Genomic DNA, 16,272 nt, shown 5'->3' with positions numbered 1-16,272 from the left:
GATGCCAATTTGATACTGAAAGCCGCCATGATCGACCTCTACTCCTGGGCCACGCCCAACGGCCACAAGGTGCACATCATGCTGGAGGAATGCGGCCTGCCCTACCGCGTCCATCCGATCAACATCGGTGCCGGCGACCAGTTCACGCCGGAATTCCTCCGGATCAGTCCGAACAACAAGATCCCGGCCATCGTCGACTCGGACGGCCCCGACGGACAACCGATCTCACTGTTCGAGTCCGGCGCCATCCTGCTCTACCTGGCCTCCAAGACTGGCAAGTTTTTGCCCGGGACCGACCGGCAGAAGTTCGAGGTGCTGCAATGGCTGATGTTCCAGATGGGCGGCGTCGGGCCGATGCTGGGCCAGGCGCACCACTTCCGCATCTACGCACCGGAGAAGATCGACTACGCCGTCAAACGCTACACCAACGAGGCCAAGCGCCTCTACGGCGTGATGGACAAGCAGTTGGCCACGCACCGCTACATCGCGGGAGACGAGTACTCGATTGCCGACATCGCCATCTTCCCCTGGCTGCGCAGTTGGCAAAACCAGGGCATCGACTGGGTCGACTACCCCCACTTGAAAACCTGGTTCGACACGATTGCCAAGCGCCCTGCCGTGCAACGTGGTGTGCAGGTGCTGGCCGATCTGCGCCAGCCGCTGATCGATGACAAGGCGCGAGAAAACATGTTCGGCAGCACGCAGTACCGCACGCGTTGACAGCCCGGGAACAGCTTACCCGCCCGAACTCGGTAGCCCAGACCACAGCTCGTTGAGGTCGGGAAAGTGCCATTGGTCCGGATCTTCCCGATTCGCGATCTTGTCCGTGCAGCTTGGATGCGACAAGTCGACGATCTCGGGCGGAATGCGCAGATTCGATTTGGTGGAGAAGAACACCTTGACACAGGGTGTGGTGAGCGACTTGCTCGTCTGCTCGATCACGACCCCGATACGCCCGGATGCCAGGCGCACCAGGGAACCGATCGGATAAATGCCCACGCTTTTGACGAAGGCCCGGAACACGGTCTGGTCAAAATGGCCATCGGCCCATTCGGCCATCTTGCGCAAGGACTCGGCCGGATCCCAGCCCGATTTGTACGGCCGGTTGGAAGTGATGGCGTCATAGACATCACACACCGCCCCCATCTTGGCAAACAGGCTGATCTCGCTGTCTTTCAGTCCCTCTGGATAACCTGATCCGTCCGTCTTCTCGTGGTGGTGCAGGCAGACATCCAGAACCACCGGGTCCAGCTTGCCAACTTGCTGCAGCAAGCTGTGACCTGCTTCCGGATGGCTCTTCATGATGCCGAATTCGGCATCGGTCAGCTTGCCTGGTTTGTTGAGGACCTCCATCGGCATGACCGCCTTACCCAAGTCATGCAACAAGCCGGCCAGGCCGAGCAATCGGGTCTGCGCTTCGTCCAGCCCCAGCTGACGGGCCAGCGCAATCATCATGGCGCAGACCGCCACCGAATGCATGTAGGTGTAATCATCAGCGGTCTTCAGGCGTGCCAGGCTGATGAGCGCACTGGCATTGCGCGCCAGCGAATCCGATATTTCATCTACCAGCTGCTGCGCACCTTCGGCATCGACCGTTTTGCCCATGCGCACTTCCTGGAACATGGAAAACACTGCCTGCTTGGACTGGTTGCAGATCTGGGCGGCACGTTCGATTTCGACGTTCAGCGGCACCGCCATCGTCTGGCGGGTGCCGAGCGAAGCCTGCTTGAGCTCGGCCTCCGCCTGGGCCTCCGACTCGACTTCCGACACCGCGGCTTCATCGGCCGCGATGTCCACTCCCTTGTCGGCATCGATCCAGACCTCCTTGATGCTGCTGCCCAGGATGAGCTGGATGTCATGGGGGTCGGTGATGACAAAGCTGGTACGCCAGAACGGATGCTCCATCCAGGAGCCACAAAATTCCTTGATGTGCATGCCAAGCACGAGTTGTTCAACACGGATCCGCTTGAGCATGAGGACGATGTCTTCCTTAGCGCAGTGAAACACCCAACTGACGCAGATAAGTCAGAACCTCCGGACTGACCGGACCGGCAGCACGCGCCTTCTCCGCTTGCTCGGCTGCGGCCGCCAGCTGCCCCTGCAAGGCCAGCGACACGGCTGAAGCCAGCATCCAGCGAGGTTCACCCGGACGCAGCTTCAAGGCCATGCCATAGGCATGAACCGACTCCTGATGCTGCCCCAGGCGCTGGGCGGCATTGCCGCGCACGGCCCACAAATCGGCCTGGTCTGCCAGCAAGGGCTCAAACCGCACCAGTTGGTCCAGCAGCTGACTGACCTGTCCCAGCGCCAACTCCATGCGCGCCAGCTCCCGCACCAGGGTCTGGAAGGCCGGCAACGCGGCGGGGTCAGGGGTGGACGTTTGTGACCGCTCTGCCACAGCCACGGCCTGACGCATTGCCTCGAGCGCCGCCTCACGCGAGCCGGTGTTCCACAGACTGCGGGCTTGGGCCACGGCCTCCTGCGCGGCAGCCAGCTTCGGGTTGACTGGCGGGACAGCGTCGCTTGGTTTCGCCGGCCGGGGCAAGGAAGCAGGTTTGCTGGTCACCGGGGATGGTTTCGAGAGCGGAACCTCGTTGGCCTGTGGCACGGCCACTGCCGCAGCTGCACTGGCCACGTCATCGCCGGGACGATCTTTGCGCAACGGGGCAGGCCGAACCGCCAATGCCGCCGTGTCGCTGCCTGCTGTCGGCGAACGTGCCGGAACAGGCGCAGCAGCCCGCGACGCTGTCGCCGAGGTCAACGGCGGGTTGCTCGGTACGACAGGCGCTGGCGTGGCAGCAGGTCGGGGCGCCGGTTTGGCCAGTTGCTGCTGCAGCTCGTAGGCCAGACCAGGCGACTGCGCCGACAGCCCGAGCTGGCCGCCAGGTGTGTTGCGCAGCGTCTGCTGCACCATCTGCTGTCCTTGTTCAGGGGACACGGGGGCAGAAGCTGCTGGCAGCGGCGGCACCAGACGTGGCGCGGCTTGCGGACTGGCGGCGGCCTGGTCCAGCATCTGATTCAAGTGCTGGGAACCCAGGGGCGCGGCAGCCTGTGTTGTCGTCGCTGCGGCCGCGCTGCTCGCCACGGCGACAGGGCCGGCAACTGGAGCAGACAAGGCACTGGGTGCCGGGCCTGTGGCCTGCTGCGGCTTGGCTGACATCAACGGCAGATCCGGTGTCTGGCCGAAGTACCACCAGGCCGCCATGCCCCCCAGCAGCAACAGCGCCACCACCAGCACCACACGTCCCAATGGCACCCCCACGCGCAGCATGGCCGGGCCACCCTTGACACTGGCCGTATCGCGCGTCAGCCCCGCAGGCACCTCGCGTCCCGGCAGCGCCGTCGCGGCGCGGCGGGCATCCAGATCGCGCAGCATCTTGTTGATGACACTCACAATCGGCCCTCCGGCTGCCGGGCCTCGAAATCATGCAGCGGCTGGGTATCTTGCCATGCGGTGTCACGCGAGGTATCGCGCGCCAATGCCTGGCCCGCATCCTGCCTGGCCCAGCGGGCCCGCAGACGTTGCCACCAGGAAGGCTGCATCTGCACGCCTGGCGTGTCGGCGGCAGCCATGCGAACGTGACGCACCTTGACCCGTCGCCCGTTTTCGCCATAGACCAGCATCAGGCTTTTGTGTGCCAGCACATTCACCAACCGGGGTACGCCGCCGCTGTAACGGCTCAGCGCGCGGGCCGCCGCGGCATCGAACAGCTTGACGTCCGTGAGCTCGTCCAACGCCGCCGTTGCCAGGCGGTGTTGCAGATAAGCCGGCACCGAACGCGCCGCCATCGGCCCCAGGTACTCGCTGAAGGTGATGCGCTGCAGCAGCTGCCGGATCTCGGGGCGCGCCAGGCGCTCGTCAAGTTCAGGCTGGCCCAGCATCACCAATTGCAGCAGCTTCTGTTTTTCGGTTTCCAGATTGGACAGCAGGCGCAGGCTCTCCACCGTGCGCAGGGGAATGGCCTGTGCCTCATCAATGCAGACCACCACCTTGCGGCCCGCTTCGGCGTGCTGCAGCAGGCAGGCGCGCAAAGCGTCGAGCATCTGATAACGGCTGTGCGGCGCCGTCAGTTCGACGTTGAGCTCACGCGCCAATGCCAGCAGCAAATCATCCGGCCCCATGTCCGGGTTCGGAATGTAGGCGGTGACGCATTCGGATTGCAGGGTCTTGAGCAGCTGGCGGCACAACACGGTCTTGCCACAGCCGACCTCACCCACGATCTTGAGAAAACCTTCGCCGCTGCGCAGCGCGACCAACAGCGTATTGAGCGCAGCCTGGGCGCCGTCATGCGGAAAGAAAAAGGCCGGATCGGGAGTGATCGAAAACGGTGCCTCACGCAGGGAAAAATGTCTCAGGTACATCGTCGGTGCCTGCTCCCTCTGCTCACTGCACCGGATGCTTCGGCGGGGTGTCCTGCGCGCCACCGTCGAGACGGATCACCCGGTTGCGCGAGGTGTCCATGTCATCCAGCGCCGCGCGCACGCGCCGGTTCTGCTGCTCCCAGTCCTGTTCCGTGCGAATGATGGAGGGCTTGATCAGCACCACCAGTTCCTTTTTGCGCCCCGTGCTGGCCCGGTTGCCAAACAAGGCGGACAGGCCGCCCATCCCCGTGGTACCGGGTACGCCGGAAGCATTGCGGCTGGACTCCATCTGCATCAGGCCACCGATGGCCACAATCCGCCCGTCCTGGATGCGAACCATGGTGTCGGTCTCATTGACGCTGCTCGACGCCAGCGGCAGACGGTAACTGCCCACGCTGCCCAGATCCACCAGCTTGGTCTTCTCGGTCACCGAGGTTACGGAGGGATGGATGTGCAGCATGATGTTCTGTCCATCATCAATCTGAGGCGTCACGTCCAGCGCAATGCCAGAGAAGAACGGGGTCAGCGTCACCGTCGGCATGGTGGTCGACCCCGTCGTGCCCACCACGGTCGTCGTGGCAATCGAGCCCCCAGTGACGTTGGTGATGAAATAGTCATCGGAGCCGACCTTGAGCACGGCCTTCTGGTTGTTGAGCGTGGCGACGCGCGGGCTGGAAAGGGTCTGCACATCACCCTGCGTTTCCAGGAAGCCCAGCACGGCCGCGAACTGGCTCGTCGCCAATGCCAGGCCGAACAAACCGCCCCCCGCCGCCACGGACGGTGACGGCACGACCCCGGACACTGCAGTCCCGCCTTGCAGCAACGGATTGGTGATGCTGGATGCAGCCACCGAACTGCCGAGCACCCCCATCATCTGGGTCGAGTTCGCATCAGAGGAAAACGCGGCCCAGTTCACACCGCTCTGGTAGCCATCGCGCAACTCGACTTCGACGATCTTGGCCTCCAGCATCACCTGTCGCTCCACGGCGCCTTGGGTCGCCTTGAGGAATTTCTCCACTTGGCGCAGCTCGTCGGGCATGGCGCGCACCGCCAGAATGCCGGCCTGCGGGCTCGCGATCACGCTGCGGCCACCGCTGGTACCGATCAGACTGCGCACGGCGTCCGTCATTTCGGTCCAGAAATCGGCACGTGATGTGGTGGACACGCGACTGCTGGGGTTCTGGACACCACCGACACCGGCTGTGCCGGCCGTCGTTCCCGTCGCGGTGGTCGTGCCCGTCGCCACCCCGGTCGCCGTGGTGCCTGCGACCCCAGGCGTTCCCGCAATGGAGGGAGAAGAGCCCGCTGCCACGCGCAGATCACTCGTCCCCGTGCGCTGCGAATGCGGATAGTTGACCGTGAAAATGCGCGTCTGCATCGAAGGGCCGTAGATCGTGATGCGCCGGCCGTCGATCTTGAAGTCGTAGCCATAGACATCGCGGATGGCCTCCAGGGCCTCCAGCACCGTCACGCCACGCAAGGTGACGGAAATCATGCCGCTCACATCCGGGTGCATCAGCATGCTGTAGCGTGTATCGGCCACGATGGCCAGAAACACCTCGCGCGCCTGCGCGTTGTTCACCAGCAGGTCGAGCCGCGGCTCGGGCGGCAGCGGAACCAAGGGGGGAGCGGGCTCGGCCAGTGCCTCGCTGATACGGGCCGGCACCGTGGTCGGTTTTGCGGCGGCAGCGTTCAGTTCTGCACGGACGGCGGCACCCACATCCGGTGTACGCAAAGGCCGTTCTGCAGCACAGCCAAACAGCAGCCCCAAGCCCAGGAACACCGGTACAAACCTTGTTGACCTGATCCGATCTGTCAGCTGTTTGAATTGGCCCATGGTGCTCATGCAGTCACTGTTCTGATTCATAGAGAGCTCGACATCATGGTTGGGCGTCAGGACATGGACTGCCACGAGGCAACGTTCTGGAAGAAGCTTTGGGGCGAACTGCACCCGCTGCACACCCCGGCTCCCCCGACGACGTGGCGCTGCGGCGCTCAATCCCCGGGTAGCGGGACACTTTTCGCACCACAGCCCCATCACGCAACCAGACCTCGGTCTCCGTGATGCGTTCGATACGTGCCTGTCCCAACTTCTGACCCGGCGCGTAGAGACGCGTGCCCATTATCACATGGGGTCGCCCGTCCACCACGATGACGGACAGGGGCGCCAGGTCCGAAGGGGCAGCCCCCGGTCCCGTGGAAGCTTCACCGGCCTGCGCGGGTTCGGCCGTCGGGTCGCGCCAGGTCTGGGCGTAAGCCGCCTGCATGTGCAGCCAGACGATGGCCATCATCAGGAGCCGCATCATGGTGCGGCTCCCAGCCAGAACACCTGCAAGGTCAGCGACGGCACCGGTTTGCCGCTGCTGAGCTTCATGGTGCCCCAACGCAGGGCAGGCAATTCGATTTCCAGCGTTTGCACGTAGCGCATCAATTCCCCGTAAGAGCCACTGACGGTGAACTCCATGCCCTGGCGCTGCAAGGGCGTCGATACCACACCGGCGCCCACCTGGACCGGCTTGGCCGTCTCTGGCGCCAGCGTCGCCGTGCGTTCCAGCGTCAGTCCCTCATAGCGTCGCAGGATATGCAACAACACTTGAGGCAGAGGATCCACCTCTGGCCCCAACCTCGACAGCCGGGTGATCTCACGGTTCACGTCATCCATGCGGCTTTGCAGTGCCGTGATTTCCGAACGCACGGCTTGCACCGCATTGGCCGGCGACGGCTCCACCTGGCGGGTACCGAGTTGCACGCGCAACGCCTGCAGTTCAACACTTTGCTGGCTGACTCTGGTCACCAGTTGCTGCCGTTTCAGCTGTGCAGGTGCCAGCCAGAGTTGATCCCCCAACACCAGACCACAAATCAGCAGCGACACGAAAAGCAAGGCCCGCTCACGCAGACTCAGGGCGTCAATGCGGCCCGCCAGAAGTTTCCACTTGTCCTTCATGGCGAACCTCCCGCCCGCATGGCCGGCACATCGGCTGCCGTAGAGACCAGCGTAAATGACCAACTGGGCCGGGTGCGCGAACCAGCCTGCGCGCCAGTACCCGGCTCGACCCTGGGCGCCTCAACGCCCACGCGTTCGATCTTGACGGCCGACAGGGCGTGCCCCTGAAGAAGCGGGTGAGCAGCCAACCGGGCCACCCACTGATTGAGAGCCGCCGGCTCCAGCGTGTAACCCTGCACTGCCATCTGCCGCTCATCGGCACGCACTTCCGTCACCCAGACTTCGGCGGGAATGGTCTGGGCCACCAGCCGCAAACGTGCTGCATGGCCCTGCCCGTCCTGCAGCAGACCGCGGTTGAGTTCGGCCAACACCTGTTCGCGCTGCTGCAACTGCGCCTGACGTGCCTGCAGCTCCTGCATCAGGCTGGTATCGGCCGGCAAGACACTGGATTGCCGCTGCTTGAGGGCCTCCTGCAAGCGCGCCCGTTCCTGCGAATAACTGTCCAAGGTCTTTCCCAGTTCGGCGCTATGCGCCTCCAGGCTCCAGACCCAGTAGCCGCACAAGGCCGCACTGAATGCCCCGATGACCGCCAAAGCCAGGGCAATCGTGCTGGCCGACAAATAATGCTTTTGCGTCAGCAGTATCGGGGTACGAAGGTTGATTTGCTGCGGCATGGCTGTCAGATATCGCGGTCTTCGGTGCGAAGCAGAACACCCAGCAACGGCAGACACTGCGATCGTGCGTGTGCCGAGCCGTCATCAAGACCTGGGAAAAACGAGTCCAGGTTCATGGGCCTGACAGAAAAACCCAACTGCTTGCTCAGCCAGGCAGCCATTTCCCCGGTGCGCCCACCCGCCTCGACCCACAAGCCATCGAGCGGTAAATCGGACCAGGTGCGGTCCCACACATCCAGTGAACGCTGGATCTCGACCAGAAAACGCTGCGCGATGTCGTCATCGACAACATAGTCACCTGTCTCGTTGGGTTGCCAGGGCTTGTCCATGAAGTCGGGAGCCAGATCGATGCGTCGCGTGTAGAACAGCTCTCCGTTGGCAGCGACCGTGAGCAAGGCCTGGTGTTCATTGAGCATCATCAGCGCGGCATTGGCAGACTCCACCCGTCCATCCCGTCGCGCCACCAGCGTCTGCAAGTTGCGCTGCGCGGTTTCCTGGATATCCACCACCGGCACCTCCCACTGCAGGGCTTGCCCCAGGCGCAGTACCTCGGCCAATACGGCGTTGCCGGCAACCACCACAAACAGTTGCCCTGGCGCCCCGCCCCGGTCAGCGCCGACACGCATCACATCCAGCGTGATGTCGTCCATGTGCATGTCCACCATGTCGCGAATCTGCCACCGTGCCGCTGCACGCATTTCTTCCGGCGCTACGGCCGGCGCATCAATCTGCAGCACCTGGTATTGCTCAGGGCGCAACATGACATGCGCATCAAACCCTTTGAGCCCCAGCCCCTGCAGCCGCCTGATGAAGTCCTCGTTGCTGTCGGGACCCTGGCGCTCCACGCCGAATTGCAGCACTTCATACAAGCCGTCCTGGCGCAAACGGGCACGCACATAGGCCAAGGTCTGCCCTGACCATGACACGACAAACGAGTCGCTCTGCTTACGACGTTTCCAGGGCCAACGCATCAGCAATCCATGCCTACTTGAAGTTTCATCAAAACGGAGCCTTGATTTTCCGGGGAGATCAACCGCACCACCATGCAGGCTTTCCCGCACGGCACCATTGAACGTCCATTGTCCATGAAGATTTGGGCCATTTGCCTCAATAGTTCTCGCGCCGGTAGATCAGGGGCGACTTGTAGACCCCAAAACTGGCTCGCGCGGTCGGGTTGCGGTCGTTGGCGGTGCCGCACCACTGGCCGCTCAAATAAGCCAGTCCAGCCGAGCTTGAACTGCCGTTGGACAAGCCGGCACAGTTGCTGGGCGAGCCCGCGCTGCCCAGGTTGACCACCAAGTCCACACTGCCCGTGGCATAGGCCGTCGGCGCCAGCGTGATGGTGCCCCGCCCCGCGCTGATGGCCCCTACCGTCACCGTGCTCAGGTTGCTGCTGCTCAGCAGCGGCGGCACCGCCTTGGGCGGACTCTGGTAATTGTCCAGCGCGATATTGGCCGCACCGAGAACGGTGCAGCTGTCCTGCGTATGGCGGATAAAAGCCTGGCCGTTCCAGTACTGCGTCTCCCAGGTCATGGGCAAGGCAATGCGCTCGGAACCGTAGGCGTTGAACAGGCGCAAGCGACCGTAGCGCAATGTCGTCGCCGCGCCGACAGCGACCGCCGTACCGGCCGGCACCTCGCCATCGGTCGGCGCGGCGCTGACCGTCAGCAGGGTTTCCGCCACAGGCAGACTGGTTCGGGTGACGAGGTGCTTGGCCGACACGCTGGCGACACCGTTGGCCCAGGTTCCAGACGGTGCGGTGGCACTCCCCATCAGACTGGTTCCCGCAGGCAGCGTCGCGGCACTGAAGCCATAGGCGGTGTAGCTGGCAAGGTTGAATTTCGCCAACGTCCCGGTGTAGTTGGTGGTGGTGGCACCAGAGGCATTCTGGGCGGTCAGCGTGAAGGCCGTCACGAACCCGTCCTGGCCGAAATAGGTGAACGGTGAGGATACCGTGCAGGCCGCTGTCAGAACAGGGCTTGATATCGTCAGTCGGTCGGGAATGAAGCGGCCGACGTCGCCGGTGCCGCAAATATAGCGCCCGGCACAGCTGGCCGCCGTATCGGGCGCATCCACGGCTGCGAAGTCCTGGTCCTGCATCGTCAGGCTGAAGGAACCCACTTCGCTGTAGGTCGCCGCGTTTGACACCAGCACCCCCGCGGTAAAACCACTTCCCCCGAGAACAAAAGAACCCAGTGTCGCAGGACAGGCCGTTCCGCTGCAGGCGGCCACAACCGGGACAACCGTCCCGCTGTAATTGGCGGTGGTGGCGCCGACCGAATTCCTGGCCGTCAGCGTCACGGTGAAAACCTGGCCTGCCTTGTGAAGAACGCCGCCTGTGGCCCCCACATTCGTCAAGGAGCGGGTCGTGCCTGCGGTCGCCATGTCGGCATCGGTTGGCACCACCAGGAAATCGCTGGGCCGGATGGCAAAGTTGTCAGTGGAGCAACCGATGGCCGTGGAGCCACCCACATTGCTCACGCGCACCCTGACATTGCGGTATGCCTCCGCCACGACAAACGGCCCCACGGTGATCAAGCCGTTGTTCGCCGGCGAGAAGGACGGATTCGGGCTCAAGGTGGCAATGACGGTCCAGCTGCTGCGGCAATTGTTGGCATCCAGCGCCGAACTGTTGTTGCTGGCATCGAGCAACTGCACCTGGACCGTGTTGTTGTAGCTGGTGCTGCGATTGCCCCCCGCGTTCAGGGCCACCAGGTCAAGGCTGAATGATGTGCCGGCAACCTTGGTCGTGATGTGGCTGTTGGTCACTGTCGTGCTGCTGGTACAGGTCGCATTCGGCGCAGCCGCCGTATCACAGGCATTGAAGGCGCCGAATACCGGCGCATTGACGACCAGCAGACCTGAAGCGGTGCCGATGTCACCCGCACTGGTGGAGATGATGCCGGTGCTGTTGAGGTAACTGCCGGTGCTGGCCGCGGTGACATTGACCGTGACCGTGCAGCTGCTGGAGGCTGGAATCGCCCCTCCGCTCAAGGAAAGCGTATTGCCATTGTTGGCAGCTGTCACGGTACCACCGCAGGTGCTGACTGGGTTGGCGCTGGCGGTGTTGAGCAGCCCCGACGGGTAGGTATCGGTGAACGCCACACTGGTCACTGCGGACGCCGTGGGGTTGCTCAGGGTCAGGGTCAGGACGGACGACGCACCCGCGGTGATGGTAGCGGGGGCAAATGACTTGACGGCAGCTGGCGTCAGGGCAATCAGGTTGTCATCGCTGGCCGATGCTGTGGCTGTGCCGATCGATACGCTGGCGGTGTTGATGAGGTGGCTGCCCAGCGCAATGCCGCCGGACACCGTGGCATCCAGCGTGAAGATCAGGCTGCTGTTGTTGGGCAGGTTGGCCGAGGGAATCGAGACACCGCTGCCCTGCAGGGCCGACACCGTTGCCGAAGGACAGACGGCGCCATTCGCGGCCGAGCAGCTGACACTGTTCACCGTCAGATTGGCCACGGCGGGGTCCTTGAACACCATGTTCTGTAGCGTGCCACCGGAATTGTTGTTGATGACCACCGTGTAGGTGGTGTTGGCCCCCGGGGCAATGGTGCTGCGGCCATCGGTCTTGCTGATCGCCGGCAACACCACCACCCCCACAGCGACCGTGCTCGCTGGAACATTGCATTTGCTCTTGCCTTTGGGCACCGGGTAGAGATTGGAGGTGCACAGACTGCCGATCGGGCTGCGCTGGCTGTCCCAGCTGAGCGTGTAGGGCACGTACAGCTGCCCGCCGCTTGTGGCATTGGCGTAGCACGGCAGGGTCACGCCCGTCATGCGGCGCACGCCACTGCCGGTGCCGCCATTGATGCTGCTGTTGCCATCACCGCAAGTATCCGTGGTCCCCTGTGGCACGCCATCAAGATCCAGAAAGGGCGAGGTTGTCGGCAGCACCGCCACCGAGCAGCTCGACGCTCCCCCACTGGCCGACAGCAGCGTTGGCAACTTACCGTCGTTCGCAATGAAGATGCCGACGTCATAGCGATCCGGGGAAGAAAAATTGATCGTGACATCCAGATCCACGGTCACGTTGCTGCCGCTGACGCAAGACGAAATCGAACCCGGCGCCAGGGCGATGCTGCTGACGCCGATATCGGCTGCACTGCACGTCAGATCTTCGCCAAACCGGGTGGCAGCGCAGGCGGTGGCCGGGTAAGGTGCCGCGCACGCGCCGGTGGTAAATGAGCCGCCACTGCCATAGGTGGTGCCCTGACTGTTGGTCGCCGCCACCCGGTAGTAGAAGGTGCTGTTGCAATTCAGGCTTTCGAGGTCGGCCGAGACCGCGGCCCCCGTGGCACCGGCTCCCAGCGGGCTCTGGCTGGCCGTGATGGTTTCGCCATAAGCGGTGGTCAGCCCGTACTGAAAGCTGACCGTGGTCGTCGCCGCATTGCTGCTGACCGTTCCATTCAAGGTCGCCGTCCAGGCCGTCACAGCGGTCGCTGCGCCCGTGGTGGCCGTCGGCGGCGACGGTCCGCTGATTACCACCACCGCAGAGGTCATGGTGTACGTTGCACTGGCGCCGCTGCTGCAGGCATCGTCGTTGTAGGCGATGAAGTAAGCGTTGTAGGTCCCCGTCGTCGCGGGGGCCGTGACGGAAAAGGTTTCGCTGTAGGTCCCCGCACCTGAGTAGTTGGTGTGGTTGACACAGGTCACGCTGCCGGGCGGCGAGGTGCCGATGTACCAGCCGGTAGACCACCACCGGGCATTCGAGCCACTGCCATCGGTCGTCACATTGACGACTGCGGTGATGCTGGTGCCGGGCGTCACCGTCACGCTGGAGGCGCCGTTGAGCGTTGCCGAAGTGACGGTACGGGCCGCATGGGCCGACAGCGGCACCCAAGTCAGCGCCAGCACCAGCAAAATCGACAGGCCCTGCCGGGCCATGTCACGCCCAGGCTTGCGGCACAGACAGTAGCGTAAAGCGAGATAGAGCCAGCTCATTTTTCCACCGTCAGAGACAGACTGCGCTCCACATAAGAGAGACTCCCAACACCAGCGCCACAAGGCCCGGGCTGGCAAGCCAATGCGGTGACTCTGATCAGGGTCAGCGCCACACCATCATTGAAACTGGACGTGCCGCAGCTGGTCTCGACCGAAAAATTGTTGACCGTAAAAGTCGGTGTGGCCGTCGGACAGCTGCCGCTGGCAATGACCTGCGGAATCGCCCAGTCGATCCCGGCGCGTGCTGCCCAGTAGGCCTGCGTGCCCCGCACATCCTGCGCCGAGGTCAGTTGCTGGGTGTTGGAGAAGGTGACCATGAACGCGCCCAGCGCCGCCAGCACCACCAGCAGGAAAATCGCCGAGATCACGGCGACACCACGCGATTGAAATGGAAGCTTCTTCATGGCGAATTGTCCACATGAACCTCGTGGTACAGGCTGACCGTTTCACCACTGGCATCCGTCAACGAGAGTGTCATTTGCACCAGACCGTTGCGCTGCAAATCCGAGCCGTTGTAGACGAATGTGCACGTGGCATTGTTTGCCAGTCTGGCAATCGTACCGCCACCGGCAATTGACGTGGAACACGCTGCGGTGTCGGCAATCGAGGTGGGATAGGCGTAGTTTGCCTTGCGCCAGAGCGTGCCGCCAGAACAGAGGAAAGACACAATCTTCTCCCCTCCAGGAACGACATGGAAACGGTTGCTGCCCGAGGGCAGAGGAAACTGACGGGACGTGATGCCGATGTAGGTCTCATTCCCCAAAGTGCCGGTGCCACTGACCACGCTGGTCACGGCGGCCGTATTGATGCTGCCGCCGGTACTGACATAGGCATCCGAGCCGGGAATGCCCAGGTTGTACACCACGACCACGTCATTGGCGGCGATCTGCTGGTTGGCCGGCAAGGCACTGTTGAGCCCCAGCATGTTGAAGCCGGTATCGGCCGCCGAAAAATCCAGGGGGTTGCCGCCGCCGCTGCTGTCTCCCCCCGTGCGGTAACGTCCGCCGGTTTTTGTCGGGATGAATTCGATGCACTGGTCATTGGGGTTGCGCACGCTGTTGGGCAGGGCCTTGCGCAGATCACGTGCCATGCGGCGTACGGCCGTATCGGCCACATCGGTCAGAGCCGCTCGCCGTGCTGAATCGAAGTAGGCATCGATCGGCGCCTTGATGAACACCGCGACAATGGCACCAATGATGCCAATGATGGTGATCACCATCACCATCTCGACCAGGGTAAAACCATTCTCACCTGTTGACCGGGGCTTGACCATGGCTAGTAATTTCCCCGATAGCCCGTCAGCGTGATGCTTTCTGCACCACGACTCACCGTCACCCGGACCCGCTTGACAGTGACACCATTCAGCGGCGCGGGAGCATCCACCACGATGGTGATCAGGTAGGAGGCAAGTGAAGCGGGCAAGTCCGTAAAGGTCGAGTTGGTCTTGCCGTTGTAATCGTCCACGTCGTCAAAGGTAGTCCGGGTGGTTTCGCCGGACGTGCCATCGGGATCGGCATAGTCTTTCTGCAGGATCTCCTCCAGGATGGAGTCTGCCAACGCCAGCGCCTGCTTGCGCACCATGGGGTCGGCGCTGGACGCCACCACCGTGTTCATGACCAACAGGATGCCCGCTATGCCCACCGAAACAATGACGATGAAGATCACCAGTTCGACCAGGGTAAAACCACCCTGACGTCGAAAACCCTTACTCATGAACATAGCCGGTGCCGGCCTCAACCGTGATACTGCGCGCCACGCCCTGCACTTGAAGGGTCTGGGCCGCGCCAGGCTGGCCCAGGGCATCGAAGCTGACCGTCGTCGGCAAGCTGCTATAGCTCACACCGCTTCGAGCCGTGATGGTGCCGGGTGAATCGCCCCGGGGGCCGACCAGATTGGCCTCGCAACCTGCTGTGCCGTCGTTGTCGACTTTCAGCACGGCACTGCTGAGCGTGAACGTCACGCAGACCGTGCGTCGCTGCGCAATGGCCGTTTTCTGCGCATAACGCAAAAACGCGAGGGTTTCATCATGAAACCCTCGCGCATTGAAATCAGTCGAATTGAGCAGACGAGGCGCAGCAAAGACAGCCAGCACTCCAACCAACAAGATCACCATGATCAATTCGATCAGGGTGAAGCCCACCTCTCGAACTTTTAGTGTCCGACGTGAAATTTTCTTACCCGCGTTCCTGTACACATCAAGTCAATAGACTGAACGCCAGACGCCCGCTGGTTCAAGGTGCAACAGCAATGGCGGTGAAAGTTACCGTCGCGGTCGGATTCGATGTCTTCGCAACTTCGCAGGTGGTCGTCACGCTACCGGTGGTAAGCGGGCTCAAGGCCGCAGAGGTAATGGCATAGCCTGAAGGCAATACCCCCCCCTGCAACAAAGCCGCCGCATCGGTGCAATTCTGAACTGAGGTTGCCGTCCCCTTTGCAGTGAATTGCGCGTAATTGATGGCGCTCCCGGACGACAAGGCACCAGCAACACCTTGGGTTGCTGCCACAGCGGCATCCGTTCTCAAGTCAACAAACCTCGGGATCGCCACGGCGGCCAGAATACCGAGGATCACGATCACCATCACCAGTTCAATCAGGGTAAAACCGCGTTGTTGTTTCATATGCCCAACCTTTTAAAAATATCAACCAGCATGTTCCCTAAGCGTGTCTTCATCAAAATTCTGAAGGTGGCGGCATAGGAATAACGTTGCAAATGGTAGCAGCTTCGATTTTGATAGCAAGCCACGCCGTCAATCGTCCATCAAACACTTGATATCCTGTGCATTTGAGGCAACATCTTGATGGCAATTCGTGCTCAAGTCAACGCCTCGCCTTTCCAGACATAGGCTTCCCGCGGGCTCAGTTGCAGCGGCCCGGGCGCACCCACGACATCAAACCAGAGAACACCGTTGCCACTCGGGCTGCTCAGCCATTCCGGGTACAACGGCCGGTAAGCAATGCAGGGGCAGGTCGAATCAAACAACCAGCTGCCGGACGGCAAACTCGCCACGTCTGCTGCCCGCATTTCGCCGGCATAGTTGGAAGGCATGCGATGCAATAACAAAAAGGGGTTGGTCTGCTGCCCCGCCATCGGTTGTATCGACCCGGCACTATGAGAAGCTGCTACTTGATGCGCCAGATAATCGATCGCAAAAGCAGTTCGCAGACCGCCCAGATTCGTCTTGATGGCAGCCCCCTCCACCTGGGCCTGCACATCCCCAAAATCGCGCTGACCGGATTTCACCACAAGCACCGACATCGTGCCCGCCACCAGGCAGGCCATCACCAGATGACGTCCCAGACTGAACTGAACTTGGGTAAGCATGGAACTGCTAGCCTTCATGA

Annotated in this window: 15 protein-coding genes; 1 reads left to right on the top strand and 14 read right to left on the bottom strand. The window is 62.4% G+C overall.

All coding sequences use genetic code 11. From position 1 onward, the window contains the following. The first annotated feature begins 27 nt into the window (after positions 1–27). Positions 28–720, top strand: a complete 693-nt coding sequence (locus tag CDE01S_RS12415; RefSeq protein WP_066707902.1) for a glutathione binding-like protein — start codon at positions 28–30, stop codon at positions 718–720. A gap of 15 nt (positions 721–735) precedes the next feature. On the opposite strand, the gene CDE01S_RS12410 is transcribed toward CDE01S_RS12415, so the two are convergent. The 14 genes from CDE01S_RS12410 to CDE01S_RS12340 all read right to left on the bottom strand — a co-directional run bounded on the left by CDE01S_RS12410 (position 736) and on the right by CDE01S_RS12340 (position 16,252). Continuing rightward, the gene (locus CDE01S_RS12410; protein WP_066707897.1) at positions 736–1,974 is read right to left on the bottom strand and encodes a cyclic di-GMP phosphodiesterase; all 1,239 of its coding nucleotides are present in this window, start codon (positions 1,972–1,974) and stop codon (positions 736–738) included. A 16-nt stretch (positions 1,975–1,990) separates the two neighbouring features. Then, positions 1,991–3,394, bottom strand: coding sequence for a tetratricopeptide repeat protein (locus CDE01S_RS12405; protein ID WP_066707896.1), 1,404 nt, complete (start codon positions 3,392–3,394; stop codon positions 1,991–1,993). Then, entirely contained in the window at positions 3,391–4,362 is a 972-nt protein-coding gene (locus CDE01S_RS12400; protein ID WP_084382865.1) for an ExeA family protein, read from the bottom strand. The genes CDE01S_RS12405 and CDE01S_RS12400 overlap by 4 nt, the downstream gene beginning before the upstream one ends. Positions 4,363–4,384: 22 nt before the next feature. Beyond that, positions 4,385–6,199 (bottom strand): pilus (MSHA type) biogenesis protein MshL, encoded by a 1,815-nt coding sequence (locus tag CDE01S_RS12395; RefSeq protein WP_084382866.1) that lies wholly within the window; start codon positions 6,197–6,199, stop codon positions 4,385–4,387. Between the two features lie 465 nt (positions 6,200–6,664). Beyond that, positions 6,665–7,306, bottom strand: a complete 642-nt coding sequence (locus CDE01S_RS12385) for a type II secretion system protein M (RefSeq protein WP_066707884.1) — start codon at positions 7,304–7,306, stop codon at positions 6,665–6,667. Beyond that, on the bottom strand, positions 7,303–7,926 hold the full coding sequence (locus CDE01S_RS12380) for a PilN domain-containing protein (protein ID WP_169802259.1): 624 nt from the start codon (positions 7,924–7,926) through the stop codon (positions 7,303–7,305). Before CDE01S_RS12380 ends, CDE01S_RS12385 begins: the two co-directional genes overlap by 4 nt. Positions 7,927–7,985: 59 nt before the next feature. Beyond that, entirely contained in the window at positions 7,986–8,951 is a 966-nt protein-coding gene (locus CDE01S_RS12375; RefSeq protein WP_157077118.1) for a type IV pilus biogenesis protein PilM, read from the bottom strand. Between the two features lie 136 nt (positions 8,952–9,087). Beyond that, positions 9,088–12,930 (bottom strand): DUF7933 domain-containing protein, encoded by a 3,843-nt coding sequence (locus CDE01S_RS12370; RefSeq protein WP_066707877.1) that lies wholly within the window; start codon positions 12,928–12,930, stop codon positions 9,088–9,090. Then, positions 12,927–13,334, bottom strand: a complete 408-nt coding sequence (locus tag CDE01S_RS12365) for a hypothetical protein (RefSeq protein WP_066707868.1) — start codon at positions 13,332–13,334, stop codon at positions 12,927–12,929. The genes CDE01S_RS12370 and CDE01S_RS12365 overlap by 4 nt, the downstream gene beginning before the upstream one ends. Then, positions 13,331–14,203: a prepilin-type N-terminal cleavage/methylation domain-containing protein gene (locus tag CDE01S_RS12360; protein WP_066707865.1), complete on the bottom strand. Its 873-nt coding sequence runs from the start codon at positions 14,201–14,203 to the stop codon at positions 13,331–13,333. The genes CDE01S_RS12365 and CDE01S_RS12360 overlap by 4 nt, the downstream gene beginning before the upstream one ends. Before the next feature lie 2 nt (positions 14,204–14,205). Further along, entirely contained in the window at positions 14,206–14,643 is a 438-nt protein-coding gene (locus CDE01S_RS12355) for a prepilin-type N-terminal cleavage/methylation domain-containing protein (protein WP_169802258.1), read from the bottom strand. After that, on the bottom strand, positions 14,636–15,070 hold the full coding sequence (locus CDE01S_RS12350; protein ID WP_066707860.1) for a type II secretion system protein: 435 nt from the start codon (positions 15,068–15,070) through the stop codon (positions 14,636–14,638). The genes CDE01S_RS12355 and CDE01S_RS12350 overlap by 8 nt, the downstream gene beginning before the upstream one ends. 91 nt (positions 15,071–15,161) lie before the next feature. Further along, positions 15,162–15,548: a type II secretion system protein gene (locus CDE01S_RS19180; RefSeq protein ID WP_066707857.1), complete on the bottom strand. Its 387-nt coding sequence runs from the start codon at positions 15,546–15,548 to the stop codon at positions 15,162–15,164. Positions 15,549–15,742: 194 nt separating this feature from the next. Continuing rightward, positions 15,743–16,252, bottom strand: a complete 510-nt coding sequence (locus CDE01S_RS12340) for a hypothetical protein (protein ID WP_157077116.1) — start codon at positions 16,250–16,252, stop codon at positions 15,743–15,745. Positions 16,253–16,272 lie beyond the last annotated feature (20 nt).

The organism is Curvibacter delicatus NBRC 14919, assembly GCF_001592265.1.
Lineage (GTDB): Bacteria > Pseudomonadota > Gammaproteobacteria > Burkholderiales > Burkholderiaceae_C > Hylemonella > Hylemonella delicata.
Note: the sequence above shows the minus strand (reverse complement) of the source record. Positions and strands in the feature narration are given on the sequence as shown.